19 protein-coding genes and 4 pseudogenes are annotated in these 21,669 nt (G+C 49.4%); 22 read left to right on the top strand and 1 reads right to left on the bottom strand.

Annotated features, from left to right (window positions below; genetic code table 11):
- Positions 1–384: 384 nt before the first annotated feature.
- The 10 genes and pseudogenes from ABUA47_RS14030 to ABUA47_RS13985 all read left to right on the top strand — a co-directional run.
- Positions 385–599, top strand: a pseudogene (locus ABUA47_RS14030) (nucleotidyltransferase domain-containing protein); the annotation flags it as partial.
- Positions 580–1,053 (top strand): annotated as a pseudogene (locus ABUA47_RS14025) (class I SAM-dependent methyltransferase); the annotation flags it as partial. The pseudogenes ABUA47_RS14030 and ABUA47_RS14025, both read left to right, overlap by 20 nt.
- A gap of 178 nt (positions 1,054–1,231) precedes the next feature.
- Positions 1,232–2,353: an efflux RND transporter periplasmic adaptor subunit gene (locus tag ABUA47_RS14020; RefSeq protein ID WP_005816213.1), complete on the top strand. Its 1,122-nt coding sequence runs from the start codon at positions 1,232–1,234 to the stop codon at positions 2,351–2,353.
- Positions 2,350–5,463 (top strand): efflux RND transporter permease subunit, encoded by a 3,114-nt coding sequence (locus ABUA47_RS14015; protein WP_349831689.1) that lies wholly within the window; start codon positions 2,350–2,352, stop codon positions 5,461–5,463. The genes ABUA47_RS14020 and ABUA47_RS14015 overlap by 4 nt, the downstream gene beginning before the upstream one ends.
- Entirely contained in the window at positions 5,464–6,822 is a 1,359-nt protein-coding gene (locus tag ABUA47_RS14010; RefSeq protein ID WP_005816221.1) for an efflux transporter outer membrane subunit, read from the top strand.
- Between the two features lie 137 nt (positions 6,823–6,959).
- Positions 6,960–7,274: pseudogene (locus ABUA47_RS14005) on the top strand (hypothetical protein); the annotation flags it as partial.
- Positions 7,271–8,035, top strand: a pseudogene (locus ABUA47_RS14000) (SIS domain-containing protein); the annotation flags it as partial. The pseudogenes ABUA47_RS14005 and ABUA47_RS14000, both read left to right, overlap by 4 nt.
- Positions 8,032–8,220, top strand: coding sequence for a hypothetical protein (locus ABUA47_RS13995; protein ID WP_005816226.1), 189 nt, complete (start codon positions 8,032–8,034; stop codon positions 8,218–8,220). The pseudogene ABUA47_RS14000 and the gene ABUA47_RS13995, both read left to right, overlap by 4 nt.
- 234 nt (positions 8,221–8,454) lie before the next feature.
- Positions 8,455–9,597 (top strand): ImmA/IrrE family metallo-endopeptidase, encoded by a 1,143-nt coding sequence (locus ABUA47_RS13990; RefSeq protein WP_007897423.1) that lies wholly within the window; start codon positions 8,455–8,457, stop codon positions 9,595–9,597.
- Positions 9,588–10,145: a DUF4411 family protein gene (locus tag ABUA47_RS13985; protein ID WP_005816230.1), complete on the top strand. Its 558-nt coding sequence runs from the start codon at positions 9,588–9,590 to the stop codon at positions 10,143–10,145. The genes ABUA47_RS13990 and ABUA47_RS13985 overlap by 10 nt, the downstream gene beginning before the upstream one ends.
- Positions 10,146–10,307: 162 nt before the next feature.
- On the opposite strand, the gene ABUA47_RS13980 is transcribed toward ABUA47_RS13985, so the two are convergent.
- Positions 10,308–10,937, bottom strand: coding sequence for a M23 family metallopeptidase (locus tag ABUA47_RS13980; protein WP_007837448.1), 630 nt, complete (start codon positions 10,935–10,937; stop codon positions 10,308–10,310).
- Positions 10,938–11,157: 220 nt separating this feature from the next.
- Here ABUA47_RS13980 and ABUA47_RS13975 point away from each other — a divergent pair, with 220 nt between their 5' ends.
- The 12 genes from ABUA47_RS13975 to ABUA47_RS13920 form a co-directional block, all read left to right on the top strand.
- Complete coding sequence (locus ABUA47_RS13975) at positions 11,158–11,919, top strand: DUF4099 domain-containing protein (RefSeq protein ID WP_005816235.1); 762 nt, start codon at positions 11,158–11,160, stop codon at positions 11,917–11,919.
- Between the two features lie 23 nt (positions 11,920–11,942).
- Positions 11,943–12,167 carry a hypothetical protein gene (locus ABUA47_RS13970; RefSeq protein WP_005816237.1) on the top strand — a complete coding sequence of 75 codons (225 nt, stop codon included), beginning with the start codon at positions 11,943–11,945 and terminating at the stop codon, positions 12,165–12,167.
- A gap of 37 nt (positions 12,168–12,204) precedes the next feature.
- Entirely contained in the window at positions 12,205–13,800 is a 1,596-nt protein-coding gene (locus tag ABUA47_RS13965; protein WP_005816239.1) for a hypothetical protein, read from the top strand.
- A 30-nt stretch (positions 13,801–13,830) separates the two neighbouring features.
- The gene (locus ABUA47_RS13960) at positions 13,831–14,973 is read left to right on the top strand and encodes a toprim domain-containing protein (protein WP_005816242.1); all 1,143 of its coding nucleotides are present in this window, start codon (positions 13,831–13,833) and stop codon (positions 14,971–14,973) included.
- The gene (locus ABUA47_RS13955) at positions 14,970–15,455 is read left to right on the top strand and encodes a PH domain-containing protein (protein ID WP_005816244.1); all 486 of its coding nucleotides are present in this window, start codon (positions 14,970–14,972) and stop codon (positions 15,453–15,455) included. The genes ABUA47_RS13960 and ABUA47_RS13955 overlap by 4 nt, the downstream gene beginning before the upstream one ends.
- Positions 15,436–16,137, top strand: coding sequence for a hypothetical protein (locus ABUA47_RS13950; protein ID WP_005816246.1), 702 nt, complete (start codon positions 15,436–15,438; stop codon positions 16,135–16,137). Before ABUA47_RS13955 ends, ABUA47_RS13950 begins: the two co-directional genes overlap by 20 nt.
- Positions 16,138–16,154: 17 nt before the next feature.
- A complete protein-coding gene (locus ABUA47_RS13945) occupies positions 16,155–16,838 on the top strand; it encodes a hypothetical protein (RefSeq protein ID WP_005816248.1) in 684 nt (227 codons plus the stop codon).
- Positions 16,839–16,931: 93 nt separating this feature from the next.
- On the top strand, positions 16,932–17,594 hold the full coding sequence (locus ABUA47_RS13940; RefSeq protein WP_005816251.1) for a hypothetical protein: 663 nt from the start codon (positions 16,932–16,934) through the stop codon (positions 17,592–17,594).
- 15 nt (positions 17,595–17,609) lie between these two features.
- Positions 17,610–18,431, top strand: a complete 822-nt coding sequence (locus ABUA47_RS13935) for a M23 family metallopeptidase (RefSeq protein WP_005816253.1) — start codon at positions 17,610–17,612, stop codon at positions 18,429–18,431.
- A gap of 32 nt (positions 18,432–18,463) precedes the next feature.
- Complete coding sequence (locus ABUA47_RS13930; protein WP_007897422.1) at positions 18,464–18,736, top strand: hypothetical protein; 273 nt, start codon at positions 18,464–18,466, stop codon at positions 18,734–18,736.
- 9 nt (positions 18,737–18,745) lie between these two features.
- Entirely contained in the window at positions 18,746–20,545 is a 1,800-nt protein-coding gene (locus tag ABUA47_RS13925) for a hypothetical protein (protein WP_005816255.1), read from the top strand.
- A gap of 82 nt (positions 20,546–20,627) precedes the next feature.
- Positions 20,628–21,669: ArdC family protein (locus tag ABUA47_RS13920; RefSeq protein WP_349831687.1), on the top strand; the 1,042-nt coding region annotated here is incomplete at its 3' end.

Here is a 21,669-nt window from a genome sequence, read left to right as displayed (position 1 = left end):
GGTTTGATTGTATTCACTGCCGCAAAGCTACAACCAAACCTCAAAGTGTAAAAGGTGCATTTGTTCGAATGCTTACTACATTCCTGAGAGAGATTGGATATGTTCCCGTATACCGATAGTGCCAAAAGCGAAGTGGATATGTTTCCGAGAACGGACGTACTCAAATGACATTCATTCTGTCCTCTCCAGCCACGTGGAAAGTTTAGTTTGTCTGACGAAGCAGACAAACTAAAGCGATATAAATCCTCACGGATTTGCGATATACGCTACATTTCATTCGCGTGCGATATGCCTCTGGCGCGATATGTGCCTTCGGCACGTGAGCGCACTGCGTGCGCATAGGGGCGCGGGAATTTATGTTCGCGTACTTTCCACCACGTTCGAATAGGCGAAAAGAAAGCTATAAAACTGCTTGAAACTTTTTAATATAAACCTGAAAAATACGCCAAAGGGTTAATCATATTTTTGAATTACTCGGTCTTTCACTTTTTGAATGCTATGATATGACCGGGAAGCCTTATAAAGAAGTGAAGAAAATTGCAACGGAGATAAATAACTTTTTAAACAAGGGGAATTCAGATGAAAGAAAACAAATATGATGATAATATATTTTTTCAAAAATACAGTCAAATGAGTCGCTCACAGCAGGGACTAGCCGGTGCAGGAGAATGGGAAACATTGAGAAAGCTGCTGCCGGATTTTAAAGATAAGCGTGTGCTTGATTTAGGATGCGGCTATGGATGGCACTGTATTTATGCGATGGAACACGGTGCTTCTTCTGTTGTAGGTGTTGATATTTCTCATAAAATGCTCGAGGTAGCCAAAGAAAAAACACATTTTCCACAGGTTGAATATAAATGCTGTGCTATAGAAGATGTGGAATTCCCAGAGGAGAGTTTTGATGTAATATTAAGTTCACTTGCGTTTCACTATGTAGCAGATTATGAGATTTTAGTAAAAAAGATATATAGAATACTGAAGTCTGGTGGTAAGCTAGTTTTTACGGTTGAACATCCTGTTTTTACTGCCTATGGAACACAAGACTGGCATTATATTTGTACCTTTGCCATGCCTTGTTACGATTTTCGCTTGTTTTCTAATTGCAACACTAAGATAAGTGAAAAATCTGACACGGCAAAATCCTGGGCAACTTTTTGTTGCTCAGGAACTTATAAATTAATTTAAATCAAAGTGTTGCGGAATTAAGGTTAATACAAAACAAGAAGAAAATATGAACAAGCAATTCATTATCACGAATTTCGCCGCATTTGCTCTCATGCTGTTCCTGCCGACCGGATGCAGGCAGGCGGACGGCAAGCAGGATGCGGTGCAGAGTTATCGGGTCATAAAGGTCGCGGCAAGTCCGGTGGAAATCTCCGAGTCCTATTCCGCCGCCATACGCGGACGGCAGGATGTGGACATCCTGCCGCAAATATCCGGGCGCATTATCCGTCTGAAAGTGAAAGAGGGTGAACGGGTGAAGACCGGTCAAGTATTGGCTGTAATTGACCAAGTGCCCTATCGGGCGGCATTACGCACGGCGCAGGCCAATGTCAGCGCGGCACAGGCAAAAGTGGAAACGGCAAGAATCGAGCTGCGGGGCAAGCAGGCATTGTTTGACGAGAAGGTCATATCCGACTACGAGCTTTCTCTCGCCCGGAACCAACTGGCAGTGGCGTGTGCTGAACTCGAACAGGCAAAGGCACAAGAATCGGATGCACGCAACAATCTCTCCTATACGGAAATCAAAAGCCCGAGCAACGGAGTAGTAGGCACATTGCCCTATCGCATCGGTGCGCTTGTCGGTCCCAATATGGCACAGCCTTTCACGGTCGTGTCCGACAATGCGGAGATGTATGCCTATTTCTCCATTTCGGAGAATATGCTACGGCGATATTTGGCTCGCTATGGCTCGATTGACAGCATGATAGCCGGGATGCCGGAAGTGGGCCTGCAACTCAACGACGGCAGCCTGTACAAGGCGAAAGGACGTATTGAAACCGTAAGCGGCGTGGTGGATCCTGTTACCGGAACGGTACAAATCAAAGCCCTGTTCCCCAATCCCGACCGCGAACTGTTGAGTGGCAGCATCGGCAATGTCATCCTTCAAAACCCGAAAACGGAGGCCGTAACCATTCCCATGACCGCCACCGTGGAACTGCAGGACAAGATTATCGCTTACCGTCTGAAAAACGGACAGGCGGAAGCCGCCTATCTCACGGTGGACCGCCTGAACGACGGCAACCGGTTTATCGTAAAAGAAGGTCTTTCGGTCGGTGACACCATTGTCGCCGAAGGCGTGGGACTGGTGAGAGAAGGCATGAGCATAACCCCTAAAAACGAAACGAAATGAACCTGCGATTTTTTATAGACCGCCCGGTGTTTTCGGGCGTTATCTCGGTGGTGATTGTACTGTTGGGCATGATTTCCATGTTTTCCTTGCCGGTGGAACAATACCCCGACATCGCACCTCCGACCATCAACGTATTCGCAACTTATCCTGGAGCAAACGCTGAAACTGTGCAGAAGGCAGTGATAACCCCTCTGGAAGAAGCCATCAACGGCGTGGAAGACATGACCTATATGACTTCCACGGCATCGAATACGGGCGATGCTTCCATCAACATCTATTTCAAGCAGGGAACCAACGCGGACCTGGCGGCGGTAAACGTGCAGAACCGCGTGAACGGCGCGCTGAGCCAGCTTCCGGCGGAAGCCACCAAGACCGGTGTCACCACTGAAAAGCAGCAGAATGCCGAACTGATGACTTTCGCGCTCTATTCGCCCGATGACCGCTTCGACCAGACCTTCCTGAACAATTACGTGAAAATCAATGTCGAGCCGAGGCTGAAACGTATCAGCGGCGTGGGAAAGGCACAGATGTTCGGTTCCAACTACAGCATGCGACTTTGGCTGCGTCCCGACAAGATGGCGCAATACGGGCTTATCCCCGATGACATATCCACCGTACTCGCACGACAGAACATCGAGGCCGCCACCGGCTCCTTCGGTGCCAATCATCCTACCGCCAATGAATACACGATGAAATACCGCGGACGCTTGTCCGGCGCGGAAGAGTTCGGTGAGTTGGTCATCAAGTCACTGCCGGGCGGCAATGTGCTTCGGCTGAAGGAGGTTGCCGATGTGGAACTGGGCGATGAATACTACAACTATTCCTCCGAAGTGAACGGGCATCCGGCAGCCATGATGCTCATCAACCAGAAAGCCGGGTCCAATGCTTCAAGCACCATCAAGGAGATTCACGAAGTGCTTGACGACCTCAGCCGGGACTTGCCCGAAGGGACGGAATTCGTGGTGCTTACCGATACCAACAAGTTCCTGTATGCTTCCATCAATTCTGTTATCCGGACACTTATTGAAGCGATACTTCTGGTTATCGTGGTGGTATATGTATTTTTGCAAGATATTAAGTCCACGCTTATTCCTACGATATCCATTTTCGTCTCCATTATCGGTACGTTCGCCGTGATGTCCATGATCGGCTTCTCCGTCAACCTGCTCACCCTGTTCGCGCTTGTGCTTGCCATCGGAACTGTGGTCGATGATGCCATTGTGGTGGTGGAAGCGGTGCAGGCGAAGTTCGACGAGGGCTATCAGTCTGCGGTTCTCGCGGCTGATGATGCCATGAAAGGCGTTTCGTCGGCTATCCTGACCTCTACCATCATCTTTATGGCAGTGTTTTTCCCCGTTGCCATGATGGGCGGGACTTCGGGAGCGTTCTACACGCAGTTCGGTATCACGATGGCTGTTGCCGTGGGAATCTCGGCAGTCAATGCCTTCACACTCTCACCGGCACTTTGCGCGCTGCTGCTGAAACCCTATATCGATGAGCAGGGCAACACCAAGAACAATTTTGCAGCCCGTTTCCGTAAAGCGTTCAATGCCGTCTTCGACCGTCTGAGCCGACGCTATGTACGTGGAGTGATGTTCATTATCCATCGCCGATGGCTGTTGTGGAGCATCATAGGCATTTCTTTCGGGTTGCTGGTGCTGCTGGTCAATGTCACAAAGACGGGACTTATTCCCGAAGAGGACACCGGGACGGTCATGGTGAGCATGAACACGAAGCCCGGCACATCCATGGCTCAGACAAGTAAGGTGATGGAGCGTATCAACAGCCGTCTCGACAGCATCGGCGAGATTGAATACAGCGGTGCGGTCGCCGGTTTCTCTTTCAGCGGTTCCGGTCCCTCGCAGGCGATGTATTTCGTGACACTCAAAGACTGGGAGCAGCGTAAGGGAGAGGGGCAGTCGGTCAATGATGTCATCGGAAAGATGTATGCCGCCACTTCGGATATTCCCGATGCCACGGTGTTCGCCATGTCGCCTCCGATGATTGCCGGGTACGGCATGGGAAACGGTTTCGAGCTTTATTTGCAGGACAAGGCGGGCGGAAACATCGCCGCCTTCAAGGAAGAGGCAGACAAGTTTGTCGAAGCCTTGTCGCAGCGACCCGAAATCGGCGAAGTCTATTCCTCCTTTGCCACGGATTATCCGCAATACTGGGTGGATATCGATGCCGCCAAATGCGAACAGTCGGGTGTGTCGCCCGCAGATGTGCTTTCCACATTGTCGGGCTATTATACCGGACAATATGTTTCCGACTTCAACCGGTTCTCCAAGCTCTACCATGTGACCATGCAGGCTCCGGCGGAATATCGTGTGAATGCGGAATCCCTGCACCACATGTATGTGCGTGCCACCGATGGCGGCATGTCGCCTTTGAGCCGGTTCGTGCGCCTGACCAAGACCAACGGCCCGTCAGACCTCACCCGTTTCAACCTGTTCAACGCCATCTCGATTAGCGGGTCTCCGGCTCAGGGCTACAGTTCGGGGCAGGTGCTCGAAGCCATCGGCGAGACGGCACGTGAAGTGCTTCCGTCAAATTACACATACGAGTTTGGCGGCATTTCGCGTGAGGAAAGCAAGACGACCAACAATGCCACGCTTATATTCCTGCTCTGCATGGTTCTGGTCTATCTGATTCTGTGCGCCTTGTATGAGAGCGTGTTCATACCCTTCGCGGTTCTGTTGTCGGTGCCTTGCGGACTGATGGGCAGTTTCCTGTTTGCGTGGCTCTTCGGTCTGGAGAACAACATCTACATGCAGACCGGACTTATCATGATTATAGGCCTGCTTGCCAAGACAGCGATCCTGCTTACCGAATACGCCGGTAAACGGCGGTCGGAAGGCATGACGCTGGCACAGGCGGCATACAGTGCGGCAAAAGTCCGCCTGCGCCCCATATTGATGACTGTGTTGTCCATGGTGTTCGGTCTTGTCCCGCTGATGATGGCGCACGGAGTGGGTGCCAACGGCAGCCGTTCGCTTGCCACAGGTGTAATCGGTGGAATGATTGTAGGTACTTTGGCTCTGTTGTTCCTTGTGCCGTCATTGTTTATTGTATTCCAATATATCCAAGAACGTGTTAAGCATAATTAAATGAAGAAGACAGTAATATATATCATATTGTCGGGATGGATGCTTGCCGGCTGTGGCACATACAGCCGGTATCATCGCCCTGACCTCTCAACGGAGAATCTGTATCGGGACATGCCGGCGGACATTGATACAATGACCATCGCGTCCCTGTCGTGGCGGGAAATGTTTACCGACCCGAAACTCCAGTCCTTGATTGAAACCGGACTTGAACGGAACGCAGACCTCAATGTGGCACGGTTACGCGTGGAAGCGGCAGAAGCCGTCCTGATGACTGCCAGACTATCATATCTTCCATCACTGGGACTGACTGCCGAAGGTAATGCCAATAAACATGACGGAGCAACGGCAAAGACATATAATGTGGGAGCGTCGGCAAGCTGGGAACTGGACATCTTCGGCAAACTTACGGCGGCAAAGCGTGGCGCAGCCGCCGCATTACAAGGAAGCCGTGCCTACCGGCAGGCCGTACAGACACAGCTTGTCGCCACTATTGCAGACAGTTACTACACCCTTGCCATGCTTGACGCACAAATGACAATAAGTAACCGGACTTTGGAGAACTGGCGGACTACCGTACGCACTCTTGAAGCGTTGAAAAAAGTGGGGAAATCAAACGAGGCTGGCGTATTGCAGGCAAAGGCGAACGTGATGCGACTCGAAGCATCCCTGTTATCCATACGCAAGAGTATTTCCGAAACAGAAAACGCCCTGTCTGCGATACTTGCCATGCCGTCACACTCGATTGGACGAAGTGATCTGGCCGAGGCTGCTTTCCCCGATACTGTCTCGATCGGAGTCCCTTTGCAACTGCTTTCCAACCGTCCCGACGTGCGTCAGGCTGAAATGGAACTGGCGCAAGCATTCTACGCCACCAATGCGGCCCGTGCCGCCTTCTATCCCAATATTACCCTCTCGGGAATTCTTGGATGGACTAATAACGGCGGTGGCGTAATCGTAAATCCCGGACAATGGTTACTTAATGCCATCGGTTCCCTGACACAGCCGTTATTCAACCGGGGCGTAAACATCGCCAACTTGAAGATAGCCAAAAGCCGTCAGGAAGAAGCCAAACTGTTGTTCCGGCAATCATTACTGAACGCAGGAAAGGAAGTGAACGATGCTCTGACCGCATGGCAGACGGCAAAATCGCAAATTGAAATCAATGCTCGGCAGGTTGAAACATTATGCGACGCTGTGCGAAAGACAGAATCGCTGATGCGTCATTCCAATACCACCTATCTGGAAGTGCTGACCGCCAAACAGTCTCTTCTCGAAGCGGAAGTGCAACAGTTACAAACTCGTTTTGAACGCATACAAAGTATAATTAAACTTTACCATGCGTTGGGAGGAGGAATGTAACTTTACAAGAATTATAACCTAATACTGAACCATGTTGTGTAATTTTTATATTTCAGTCGTCATAAACTTATAAATAAGTAATTTAGTATGCAAAAACAAATTAAAAAGTCTTCTCTTTTTTTGAAGAGAAGCAACACCTGACCCACTTCGCTACCGAACAGGATGTAGCAGAAGAATTGTTTGAGTTACTCTTAGAAGCGAGAGAACTCTATCTTCAGGATGTGATTTTGAATGGCAAGCGGTATGACCGCTATGTGGATGACTTCATCAACAGTCATCGGTATATCAACTGCAACAGTGCAATTTGCCGAAACTGCCACGAGATGAACATCCACATCGTCAAGGGACTGCTGAACGAATGCGCCCACCTTATCCAGCCTCTTTTTGAGGCATCCGACTTCTCCTTTGAGAAGTGTATGGAGTTACTAAGGACGTTTGACCGCTCGGAACCGTTGCCGCCATACAGTTGGCACGGAGCAAGGGGGCTTTTGTGTATGGCATCTGCAACGTCGTGGGTGCCTCTATCCCAAGAAATACGGATTCCGGGACATACATCCATGTAGGACCTGAGATAGGTGTGGCTTCTACCAAGGCTTTTACAGGACAGGTAACGGTGCTGATGCTGCTTGCCCTCTGCGTGGGACAGATGCGTGGTACTGTGGATGATGCAACCGTAGAGAGGATTGTCCGGGAGTTGAAGAACATGCCCCTATATATAAAAGATGTGTTGGGACTTGCTGACAAAATCAAGAACTTGTCGAAGATATACACCTATGCCCGCAACTTCCTTTATCTCGGTCGTGGGTACAACTACCCCACCGCCCTTGAAGGTGCGTTGAAGCTGAAAGAAATATCCTATATCCATGCGGAGGGTTATCCTGCTGCGGAAATGAAGCATGGACCGATTGCACTTGTAGATAGCGAGATGCCCACGGTGGTCATTGCTCCAACGGACTCGCTGTATGACAAGATAATCAGTAATGTAAGGCAGGTGAAGGCGCGTGGCGGTACGGTTGTCGCCATCATTACCAAGGGCAATGACGCAATGAAGGACATCGCCGACCATTGCCTTGAAGTGCCCGACGTACCCGAATGCCTTACACCTCTCGTTGTTTCCGTCCCATTGCAGTTGCTGGCCTATTACATCGCCATCAACAAGGATAGGAATGTTGACCAGCCAAGAAACCTTGCTAAATCAGTTACCGTAGAATGAATAGAATATTATCACTTATTGTTACCATCCTCTTTGCGTTGTGCATTGAGGCTGGCATCTTTATGCTTATTGCCCACTGGTGGGGCATGACTGCGGCCATTACCGTGATAGCCATTGAATGTGTGTTAGCCTTATGGACAGTTTACGAAATGAGACATGCGAGTGATGAACCAGTTGATGAATAACATTGCAGGCTGTGGTTAGAACGAAAAAGGCTAAAAACAAAAGGACGGGTCGATGATTCGTCCTATTTTTGTGTCTTTTTGGTGGCAAAATGTAGCGATTTAGCAAAATAAACATAAATTCCAGTGATATTCAGCATGAAAATTCGCCCATTTAAGTGAAAATGTGTAATTTTGCAACGCAAAATTGTGCCTAAGCATTTGCATCAAAACAACAATAGTTCAATCGAGGCTGATATGAAAGTAGAGATTAACAAGAAACGTTTAGAATACCTGCTGGCATTATACAAGATGTCGGTGGATGACTTGTTGTCTCTTCTGAACAAAGGCAGGAAACGGATAACAGGAGCCGCAGACATCAGTGGAGATTCTATTGATTTGGGGGTGTTGAAGCGTATAGGTGAGATATTCGACAAAGAAGTCAGTTTCTTTCAAGACTATTCTAAGTTGTCAACCAATGCAAGCAGCAGTATCTTCTTCCGCAAGACCTCATTCGGAACAGAGCTGAACTTGGAGTCGATCCGTACTGTAAACCGATTCGAGAGTCTGAAAAACGCTTTGGATGCATACAACAAACTGTCGCAACTGGATGTGAAGTTTGACATAGAACACTACACCCTACAAGATGACCCTAAGACAGTAGCCGTACGTGCAAGAGATTTTTTTTATCCCGGGGAAACTGTCAATCATAGGCAGTTTCTTGTGAAGATGATAGAAAAAATCGCCGATCATGGCATTTTTGTCTTTGAATACATAGAGACATGGAACAAGAAAGAGAAAACCAACATTGACGGTTTTTACCTTAAGCCCAATGTGATAGTGCTTAAGCATCATAAGCATTACAAGCGAGAAATATTCACTCTGGCGCATGAATTGGGGCATTGTCTATTGGGGATTGAAGAAGTGGAGTCGGTGGACATGATGGACATCTCGGCACAGACTTCATACAGTGATGTCGAAAGATGGTGCAATGATTTTGCATATCAGTTCATTATGGGACAAGAAGCAGAAACACTTGCTAACATAGCATGTGTAGATTCCCGTAACGACTACTGCATTGACCTCTTCAAGGCTATCAGTGCACGGACGCACATTAGCCGTCTTGCCTTATATACAAGGATGTATATCGACAGGAAAATCAGCTATTCGAGCTACAGCAATGTCAAGAGTGAATTGGCAGAGGAATACAGAAGAAGAGAGGAACAGGAAAAGTTGAAAAACTCTGAGAAGAGAGGCGGGCGAACACCAAAGCCCATCATTTCTCCGCTATTCTTGAAAACCATGCAATATGCCTATTTCAATGGAGTGGTCAACGAGACCACTTTCTGTTCGAGACTCAATGTCAAACCAGCAAATTTTGAGAGGGAGTTATGGCGATAGTTGTTGATACATGCTCATTGGTGATGATTGCCAAGAATTATCTTCCCTTGGATAAGGACGGACAGTTGTACTCATTCCTGGAAGAGGCGTTCTCCCGCAAGGATTTGATGCTACTTGATGTGATTCTGGATGAATCAAAACGCACCTCCAAAGGAATTGCAGTTGAAAAGATGCCTTTCCTCAAAGACAAGAAATTGGTCATTCCGACAAAGGATCTATTTCCATGTGCCCCAGAGAGATTCAGCAACATGATAGACAACAATTTCTGTGTAAGACTGAAGAAGCAGGAACTGACTGAAGAAGAATACATAGAGCAAAAGGAAGAATACCTTAAAACAGGTGATGCTAAGATTATCATTTATGCACTGAATGTACGACACTCGGACGCTATCCATCTGGAAGAGATGCAAGTAATGACGGAGGAAACAAGGCAGCAGAATGACGGTAAGTTGTTCAAGAAACTTCCTTTGTTGTGTGAGCAGATAGGGATTGGAACACTAACCGTTTCAGAATATCTGCATAGAAACGGGTTCTTTATTGACAAATAGCATAGATATTAGTATCATCTTATGACATCTTTCACGAAATCATATTATATTCGTGAATAAAACACTTGTTTTTCAAGAATAGAAATTGTTGAGGATTAGATATTTAAGACATTATTGCAATGCGGAAGGGGTGATGTGAACGACAAAAGACAAGGCGTTCTATTAGAGTGGATGCTTGATAAGATTGAGAAGAATGGACGGGTCGATGGCTCGTCCTTTTTTTGTGTCTTTGAGTGTGAGGTGCAGGTGGGGACCAGTACTGCGACCACTGTTGCCTGTCAGCGCGATGATGATGCCGGGACGGACGTGGGTGCCTTTGGTGACGAGAGTTTGGGAGAGGTGGCAATAGCTGACGGTGAAGTCGCCGTGACGGAGGGTGACATAGAGGCCTGAACGTTTGTCCTTGCCTACCTTGATGACCTCGCCGTGCATCATGGCGTATGTGGGTTCGTAATTTGCCTTCAAATCAAGCCCGTTGTGTAGGGCTTTTCTTTTTGTAAATGGGTCTCTGCGGTAGCCGAAAGGGCTGGTGACAGAGATATGACGGAGTGGACTGACAAGTGCCGTGTGGCGGTCGGTCTGCTCCGTTTGGGTTTGTAATGGGGCAAAGGCAAGAGAGTCTCGCCGCTGATGCGGCGAGCACGGAGGCAGTTGTTCGGATGTTGCGGACTGCGTCGTTTTTGGCACAGCCTTGCGGTGTACCTTAGTCTGTGTGACGGTATTGAACTGAGCGCATACTGTTGCTGATGAACAGAATATTGCTGCTATTGTGATGAGTAGAAATCGTTTCATGGTGCAAAAGTAACAAGCAATTCTTTGACTGGCATAAAGAACAAAGGGAAGACAAGAAGATTGTAACATAATATAGCAATCGAGTTTGATTTTTGAGCAGAAATCAAACTCAAATAATAATAATCGTCAAAAATAACACGCATTATCTTATGCAATTCTGCTTGTCTCTGAATAGGTATATAACTTTGCATGAGTTTAATTTCAAATTCAAAGTTAAAGTATGAAGCAAGTACGATTTGAAGAGAGCGAGGTGCCTTATCAGACACTGGCTCGTTTTGGTCTCACACAAGAGAAGATTGAAGACCTGCCCATGTGGGCGTTGGAAGATATTGGTCAGGGACGACGTTCACCGTTGCTGCCCATTCAGGTGAATAATGATGAGGGCGAGACATTGAAGAGCCGCACCCGATTTGCGTTGGTCCGTATGGAGGACGGCAAGGTGGATGTGGTCTTCTATCCGCAGTTGGAGAAATCACCATTGGAGGCTTTTACTCAGGAACAGCAGGAGGACTTGCTGGCTGGAAAGGCTATCCTTGCCGATGTTAAGGATGCTGATGGCAGGAGCAGCAAGGCTTTCGTGCAGATTGACACGGAGACCAATCAGGTGATGTCGGTACCTACGCCTGTCATCGGGCGCAACTTGGAGGTGCTGAAGGATGAACTGAAACTGAGTTCGGCAGAACTGACCGTGATGCAGAAGGGTGAGCCGCTCACGCTCATCATGGAGGACGAACAGGTGACGGTGGGTATTGACCTGAACGATAAGACCGGCATAAGGATTAATCAAGGCGACAGTCAGAAGTGGAAGGAGAACACCAAGCGAGAGTGGGACAAATACACCTTCGGGTGCTATGGCTGTTGGGTAATGGGCGATGACGGTAATCTTGACTATGTGCCTGAAGAGGAATACACGGAAGAACTTTGGAATGAGCAGAAGAAGAATGGAGAGCGCAACCGCGCCTCTTTTTCCATGCACAAATAATCTACACATAATATAATAAGTATATGGCATCAAATAAATATTATCCAGAGGATGTGCTCGTCGAGAAGATACAGAGCGGCGAGTACGGTTGGTTGGAGTATGTCAACCATCATTCTGCTGAATGGCAGGAAGAATATGAGAGCTATTGTCTGAACAACGGACTCTGCATTTGTGAAGAGAGTGCGGAGCAGTTTGTCCATCACAAAGATGAGGAACTGGAGAAGGCAATAGAGAACGGTGAAGCATGATAAATGAAGAGTGAAGAATGAAGAGTGAAGAATAAGTATGGCGATAAGAAAGAATACGAATCCCCAACAGATGGACCTGCAACCAGAGATGCGTGACTTGCTCATGCGCAATGGTATGCAGGCTCATGTGGTGAGTAATGGCAGCGGCTATCAGCTTGTGGTGCAAGGGCATGACAGTCCGCTGCTTACCTATAACATCACCGAGAAGCAGATGTTGGCTCTGACCGACTGGGGTACGAATCATGCCAACAAGTTAGCCTACAATACCTTTACGGGCATTGTGGGCAACGACTTCTATATGCCCAAGAACTTCGTTCATGCACGCAATGCCAACGGTCGTGTAGCTATGGGGCTGCACGGCTATCGTGTTGGTATCGGCGAGTATGGACGGATGGGGCGCATCGATATGCCACCACCCTTTTTAGGTTGGACACCACGCAGTCAGGAGGGATTCCATCTTCGCAGAGTTGGAGGACGATTGTTCTTCCCCGAAGCCCCGATTGTGCCTGAACGTTGGGACGGCAGAATGAAGCCTGGCGAATTGCAGAGCGGCGGTTATGGGTTCTATTATAAGGGACAGCAACAGAGTTATAGCCCTCAGCAACAGGATGTGCTGAAAGATTTGGAGGGAATCATAATGCCTTCCATCAGCCGCACGAGAAGCACGGAGCCAGCCAAGCCTTATAAGGAACTGATTACCTCGCCTGTCTATTTCACCAATGAGAAGTGGCAGGAGTGTCTGGCATCGCATGGCATCATCATTGATGAGAATGCGAAGACGCTGACCATTCAGTCGAACAGCGTCAATGCCGACATGGTGTATGACCTGACAGATGAGGAACTGAAGAAACTCACCTCCAACTCCATCAAGGAAGTGCCCGTCGTTCAACGCTTGGAACTGCTGAATGGCATCATCAAGGACGACTTTGCTGACAAAATCCTGATGGACACACTGAATAGCAAGGAGCGCATCGACCTGCATCTGCATCCCGAACTTGAACAGGAGTTGCAGCAGCGTCAGCAACAAGACGAGGAACGGTTGCTTCCGTTGGAAGAGGACGAGACTGTCAGACGTGACGTGTTGCAAGGCGATGCCATGGTGAGAGGTGAAGACCTTGCCTTGATTAATGAGAACAAGGGTTGGTATCGTGAGGGAGCGCATGGGCGTGAAGTGAAAGTCGGTGACATCATGGTGGAGAAAGTGCCTCCGATGGAGGGAGATAAGAAAGGCGAAGATAAGTATCGCATGACCGCCATTATCAATGGAGAAGCCATCACGCACGAAATCAAGCAGAAGGACTACGACAAGTTCTTGGCGGTGGATGACTACCATCGCATGAAACTCTTCTCCAAGGTTTTCAGTGAAGTGGATATGAAGACACGCCCCGAAACCAACGCCGGACTGGGCACGAAGATATTGGCGGCTCTGACGGCAGGAGCAGTCGTTACAGCAGAGGTGGCGCATGACATAAGCCACCATCATCACCATCCAGCCCCGGAGTTCTATGCAGAGCATCATGGCGGTCCACGTCCTTACTTCAAACCGGGAGTGGATTCGCCACAGGAGATTGCGGCAAGGTACTTTGAGGCAGAAGCAAATCATGTTGCCACGGAGATAAGGAGAGGATATTAACAATGTATAATTTACAATTTATAATTTATAATGAGTAGTGAACTGACATACGATGACTTTCTGGACAGGTTGAGCATACAGGAAGTACTGGTGGACGCAGGGTATCATCTGAACAAGAGAGATGGCTTGCGTTATCCGTCGTATGTGCGTACTGACAGTGAGGGCAGACGGGTGCGTGGTGATAAGTTCATTGTCACGCAGAATGGGAAATGTTGCTTCCAACCACCGCAGCAGAAGGTGTATAATGTCATTTCGTTCATCAAGGAGCATCCAGAAATGTTTTCAGAGAACAAGGTGGGAATGTCTCCTGACCGACTCGTCAACCTCGTCTGCAACCGACTGCTCAACCAACCCATAGAGGACAGACCATCGAAGATTACAGAACCAAGAAAGGACGGAAAGCCATTCAACCTGAATGACTACGACATCCACAAGTTCAATCCGCAGGACAGGGAAACGCAGAAAAGGTTTTATCCCTATTTTAAGTTCCGAGGCATCGACCTCTATACGCAGTATGCTTTTCATCGGCATTTCTGTCTGGCTACTAAGCATCGGACGGATGGACTTACCTTTGCCAACCTTGCCTTTCCGCTTGTACTGCCCAAGACACCCGACAAGACTGTGGGCTTTGAGGAACGAGGACGACCGAAGATGGACGGTAGCGGCGGTTACAAGGGCAAGGCAGAAGGAAGCAACAGCAGTGAAGGACTGTGGATTGCCAACCTCACGGGCGAGCCGTTGGATAAAGCAAGCGAAATTGTATGGTTTGAGAGTGCCTACGATGCCATGGCAGAGTATCAGATAAATCCTGTAAAGATGGTGTATGTATCTACGGGCGGCACACCCACCGAGGGACAGATGCGAGGACTTCTGTCCGTTACTCCCAACGCACGGCACTATTTGGGTTTTGACAAGGACGATGCAGGGCGGCAGTTTGTTGCAAACTTCAGGAAGGTGGCAGCAGAGATGGGCTTCCGTCACGAGCATGTGCAAGCCTATCATCCATTGGGTTGCTACAAGGACTGGAACGATGCGCTGCTCAACAAGAAATCAGCAGAACTGATTGCCAAGGGCGAACCAGATACCTTCGACTATGCCGAGTTTATCGCAGCCGGCAAGGCAGAGAAACAAAGGGAAAAAGAAGAAAAGAACACATATCATAGAAGCGTATGAGACAAGAAGATAATAGCATCATCACCTTGTGCCCCAGCATCGGACAGTTTTTCATCAACGAACTGCCTCTGTTGCTGTTGTGCGTGGCAATGCTCCTAATCGGAGGATTGCCCGGTTGTGCATATAGTACCCTGTTGCTTGTCTTCAGCCTCCTGTTCTCCCTCTGTTTACTCTACCGATTCATCTATCTGAGGAGTATCCGCTACCATATCGGGAGCGAGCAACTCATCTGTGAGCACGGAGTGTTTCAGCGGAGCGTGAACTACATGGAGTTGTACCGAGTGGTGGACTTTGCCGAGCATCAGACATTGATACAACAGTTATGCGGACTGAAAAGCGTGACCGTGTTGTCGATGGATAGAACGACACCGAAACTGGAAATGACCGGCATCAGCAACAGCTATGACGTGGTGAGTGTGATACGAACAAGAGTAGAAACGAACAAACGAAGAAAGGGCGTATATGAGATTACGAATAGATAAGATTTGGTTCATTGTCGTGGCATTGGTACTGAGCGTGCCGTCAGCCCATGCACAGATTGTGACTGCCAACCCTTTGGAATGGATGGCATTAGCAGAGGGCAACGAAGCCATCAACGGTGAGATAGAGAAGGAAATCAAAGGTCAGACCAAGACTGCCCTGTTGCAGAATACCATCGCCGCAGAGTTCACCAAGATACACGAATGGGAGAAGAAGTACAACAGTTATCTGAAAACCGCCAGTGGTTATGCCTCTTCCCTCAAAGCCTGTACCTATCTGTACGACGATGGAGTGAAGATATTCATCACCTTGTGTAAGATGCGCAAGGCCATCAACAATAATCCGCAAGGCATCGTTGCCACCCTCTCGATGAACAACCTGTATATGGAGACCGCCACGGAATTGGTGTCCGTCTTCACACTGCTGAAAGATGCAGTCGCCAAAGGAGGCAAAGAGAACATGCTGACTGGTGCGGAAAGGAGCAAGACGCTGTGGGCACTGAACGACAAGCTGAGTGCCTTCAGCAAGAAGCTGCATCGTCTTTATCTGTCTATACGATATTACACCATGACCGATGTGTGGAACGGCGTGACGGCAGGGATGATAGACCGAAGCAATGGAGAGATAGCCACCCAAGCCCTTAGCAGATGGCGCAGAGCAGGACGTATGACCATCAGTGATTAACGATAAAGGAATCAGTCATGAAGTATTTCATATCAATTGCCATTTTTATGTTTATATCATCTTTTGCAGGAGTGCGGGCGCAGAACGACCCGACTCTTGCGGGGATGATTCTGATGTACACCAACAAGGCGGAGAAAGAACTGAAGAATCAGGAGAAAGTGATGCTGCTACAATCCACCGGCCATATCTGGACCAAGGAGGAAGTGGAAGCCACTACCGACCTGCAGCGGGAGTTCAACAACTATCTGGACTCCTTCCGTTCCATCGTCAGCTATGCCGCACAGATATATGGTTTCTATCACGAGATAGGTCAGTTGGTGGACAATATGGGTGGATTGGTGGCGCAGTTGGATGCCCATCCTGCCAACGGACTTGCCGTAGCCCTGTCAGCCAAGCGCAACAAGATATACCGCGAGCTGATTATGAACAGCATCGAGATAGTTAATGACATACGCACGGTATGCCTGTCGGGCAACAAGATGACCGAGAAGGAGCGTGTGGAGATAGTCTTCGGCATCCGACCCAAACTGAAGAAGATGAACAAGCAGTTGAAGCGACTGACGAGGGCGGTGAAATACACCACCATGGGCGATGTTTGGATGGAGATAGACGAAGGGGCAAGACCCACCAAAGCGAACAAAGCCGAGATAGCAGCGGCTGCCAAGAGGCGGTGGAAGCAGGTGGGCAAGAACGTAAACTGATGGAGCAGCGAGAGCAGAGCCGAACTTGTTCGAGCTATGCCGAGTCGTGACAGAAGAAGACGAAGTCAAACCGTGATTAAAAAACGATAAGATATGGGATTTTGGAGTTCATTATTGAAATATGGTGGCAAGGCGGCACGAGGTACTGGCCATGTCATCGGAGTAACTGGAAAGACCTTAGGCAGTGCGGCACTCCACCCGCAACGCACCCTTATGGGAGCCGGCAAGGCTATGCAGACGGCCGCAGTGGGTAGTGCCGCAGGCTATGTGACATGGGAGAAGCTGACCACAGACAAGAGCGTGGCACGCATCGTAGGTGATGCTGTCATCGGCGAGAATGCCACGGAAGCGGTGGCACAAACCGCCAACGATGTGCAACGTCTGACGGGCAAGGCTGGTGAAGCCGTTGATGCGGTGAACACTGTAGCCGGAAAGATGGACACCCAGTTCAGCGGCATCAGTGATTTCTTTAGGAATATGTTCGGAGGCGTAGGATGCGACATGATAGGCAATCTCTTTGGCAATATCGGCAAGGGCAACGTGTCGGGTATGAGCATCGTCGGACTGGTGGCTGCCGCCTTCATGGTATTCGGACGCTTTGGTTGGATGAGCAAGATTGCGGGTGCCCTGCTTGGAGCGATGATCATCGGGAACAATTCTAAGGTGGCGCAAACTCTGCCTAACAGAGGCGGTACGTCTTCACATGGGCAGAACATGAAAGAAGCAGAGACCCAAAGCAGAGGGATGAAACGATAACCAATATACAGTGATATGAGATATACAGAAGAAATGATACTGCGCTCATCGAGCGGCTACTGTATGCCGTTTGAGGAGCCTATAAAGCAGGACGTGCAGATGTCCTTGGGTTACGGAGAGCAGAAAAATCCCGTGACGGGAGAAACATTCTTCCATCACGGCATAGACTTCTCAGTGAACCATTACCTGCTGTCGGCGGTGGCAACGGGAACCGTCTCTGCCATTGGGTCGGACGCGGAGCATGGCATCTACCAGACCATCCGCTACGGCAAATACGAAGTGACTTACAGGCATCTCTCCAATGTTTTCGCCAACTTCTCCCAAAGCGTCAAGGCCGGTCAGACCATCGCCATCAGTGGCGACCTGCTGCACATGGAGGTGAGGTTTGACGGAGAGGAAATCAATCCGTTGGAGTTCCTCACCATGCTCTACGGCAATATCAAGGCATTGGAGCACAATTCCCAAATGGGCATCAATGAACTGGACATGAACATCCCTTCACCCTACGACACCGACCGTCAGGAGATAGAGGCATTGATGCTCCGCTTCCTTCCCTCCTACTTCGAGGACCTTCAACAAGGAGCATACTCTCTGCCCGAACATACGGAGCAGTCGTTGAGAAACATCTTCTCGTTGGGAGCGAGCAAGCATTATTTCTACGAGACCATGCCGAGCATGGCTAATCCCTTGGGCATCGGCAACCGCTGTATGCCTTTGGCGACTAAGGTGCAGAACCTGCTCATTGCCGACTTTCTCAACTATCTTGCCATGCGACATCAGGTATATCTCTCCACGATGGACGAGGTGTTAAAAAAAAACTCCAAGAGCAAGCCCTGACGCATGACGGCATCATCGACCCTCTTGCCGACTTGGACGTGGATATCCAGAGCTTCGACATTCCGAGGATAGTGAGCGTCTATCCCGACCGGGCTGGCGTGAGATGGTGGACAAAGGCATGGTTCAATGGTAAGGAAGAGGGGGAACCCTCCGTGGAGATTGAGGAACGTATGGCCGTGCAGTTCATCCACTGCCAAGTGGACAAGGACGCATGGTTGGAGGAACACTATCCTAAGCAGATGGAGATATATCACAATGCCATCGAGCAGACAAAGGAACAGATATTACAGCAGTATAATATATAAACAAGGTATATGGCAGTTAAGAACAGTCAGCGATTCGCAGAGATAGAGCGTCTGATGGGCGACTACTTCGGGTGTCACCTTGCCCCCGTGATGGGCAGGGTGCAACGGGACTTGTCCAACAGACAGGCAGACGAGATGCGAGCCTACTCCAACAGTACGGCTGGCATCCTACGCTCATTGGCCACTGCCAATATGCCTGGTGATGACCCATACGCCACGCTGAAGATTACAGGCAAGTGGAACAGCAAGACCACCGAAGACTATCTGGCGATGTGCAAGGAGGCTATTGTCGGCAACAAGGATATGCAGCGTGACCTTGCCGTGATGGCTGAGGAATGGCGCAAGGCGGTGGTGACGGAGATAGGACGAGAGCGGTACGATGCACTCTCTAAACAACTCGGTTGTGATTTGGCATACGCCTATATCGATCACCGCATGGAGCAGCTGATGATAGAAAAAATGGTGAAAGACCGTATGCCAACATCTTCTGCCGACTATATCATCCGCAAGGCGGCACAAAGCAGTCTGTTCGGTCTGCCCTACGAACTGAACAAGTCACCCCTTGCCGCAGAGATAGAAGCCAAAGGAGAGGCAGCCTATAAGCCCTCTCGAACAGAGAAGGCAGCGGGATGGGCAGCCGGAGCGGGTGCCGATGTCGTGGCCATGGGAGGGATTGGCTCATGGGCAACCTTCGCCAAGTTTGTCGGTATCGATATGGTGATGAATGTCGGCATGGAGCACCTAAGCAAGAAAGGTAGCAGCCAAGAGGTCTGTGTCGAGGAGTGTATCAGCAAGGGAGTTTTCGGTACGGGCACCAACGTCTTCGCCTCATTCCGCAAACAGGCAAAAGTCATCAAGAACCACGAGAACAGCTATATCAAGGCTACCAACAGCCATTTCAAGAACAAGATTCCCACGAGCAATATCACTTTTATGGATTGGACGAAACAAACCGAGCAGACCTCTTTTCCTTGGAACAAAGGTACGTTCCTTGACCCTCAGAGAAACGAAGCAACCAAACGTACAGGCAAGTACAAGGATGTGCCCTTGATAGTTGCGCCTGGACAGGAAGACGAGTATCTGGAGGTTAAGGCGAGACTGGATGCAGAGGCTGAGAAGGAGAAGAAGGCAGAACCGAAAGAAACTCCTGATTCATCGACTGAAGAGGCAACACCATCTGTAGTCCAGCAGGAGGAAACAGCCTTACAAACAAACGAAAATGGATGGGACGGGCTGTTGCAGAGTTTTGGACTGAACGGCTTTTCAGACATCGGCAAGAACCTTGGTTATGTGTTGGCGATGCTGCCCGATGTACTGGTGGGACTGTTCACTGGCAAGACAAAATCGCTGAATATGGACAATAGCCTCCTTCCTTTGGCCTCTATCGTGGCTGGAATGTTCGTGAAGAATCCTATACTGAAGATGCTGTTGATGGGTATGGGAGGTGCCAATCTGCTCAACAAAGCGGGACATGAGGTGCTGGGCAGGAAACAGCAGGAAGGCATTGCACCTACAGTTAGTCCTGCTGCATCTCGCATTCAGTACCGCCAATATCCTGATGAACCACTCAATCCTCGTATCAGCAACCCGATGCTGCAAGGGCGGTGTCTCGTTGCCAACATTGACCATGTGCCTTGTACCATTCAACTGCCTGACAGTGTGATTGGGGCGCATCAGTCGGGGGCATTGCCGCTGAATACATTGGCTAACGCCATACTTGCCAAGAACGACCAGATGCGACAGATGGCAGCAATGCAGTACGAAGAGCAGGCACGGGAGAGCGTGGTGCGACCGAGGGGAATACAGTGAAGCCCGACAACAAAATTGTCGGGAACGGTGGCTTGGTAAGCCAATTATAGAATGTGATTGAGATAAACAAAAAGATAAAAGCATGAAAGAGAAATCAGAATTTGAGAAGCGGACGGCGGAGAAGCAGGTGTCGCTGCTCACTGAGGCACTGACGAGTGCGGTGGATGCCAAGGGACATTGGTTGAATGCAAGCGGCAAACTCTATCCGAAGCTCTATCCCAAGGGCTTTTCGGTCAGTCCGTTCAATGCCCTTGTCCTTGCCCTTGACTCCGATGCCAAGGGTTGCAAGAGCAATCTGTTTACGCAGTTCTCCGAAGCGAAGGCACGGGGTGAGAGCGTGAGGGAGCATGAGAAAGGTGTGCCGTTCCTGTATTACAATTGGAATAAGTACGTCAACCGCAACAATCCCGACGATGTCATCACCAAGGAGGCATACGCAGAACTGTCGGAACAGGACAAACAGCAGTACAAGGGAGTGAAAAACCGTGAGATCCGTGTGCTGTTCAATATCGACCAGACGCTACTGCCTATGGCTAACGAAACAGCCTACACTACGGCATTGAAGAAGGATGGCACGGTGGAGGATAGAGGTTATGGCGACAAGGAGGACAAGCAGCTGCATGGGTGCGTCAACGGATTCCTTCAGAAGATGAAGGACAACCTCGTGAATGTACGTCAGGACGGCACGGGTGTGGCGCACTACGACACCGAGAAGGATGTCATCTACCTGCCACGGCAGCGTGACTTCGAGCACTACAATGACTATGTACAGGAGATGATGCGTCAGTTGGTGTCTGCCACCGGTCATCAGCAGCGGTTGGCACGTGAGGGCATGGTCATGAAGAACGGCAAAGCCCCGTCGGAGGATGCCGTGAAGAAGGAACGACTCATCACTGAGATAGCTTCGGGCGTGAAGATGCTCGAACTGGGACTGCCTGCCCGTCTGTCAAAGGACAGCCTTAGCATGGTGGACTATTGGACGAGGGAACTGAAGGAAGACCCTTGTCTGATTGATGCCATCGAGAGTGAGGTGAACGGTGCGCTGAAGGTGTTGAAGAAAGCCGAACTGGGTGAAAAGGTGGAGTATGCCACCGACCAGCATCAGCGAGAGACGGCGCAGATAC

It is taken from the genome of Bacteroides sp. RTP31139st1_H2_RTP31139_211217 (genome assembly GCF_040227615.1).
GTDB lineage: Bacteria > Bacteroidota > Bacteroidia > Bacteroidales > Bacteroidaceae > Bacteroides > Bacteroides uniformis.
This window is presented reverse-complemented; position numbering and strand designations above follow the sequence as displayed.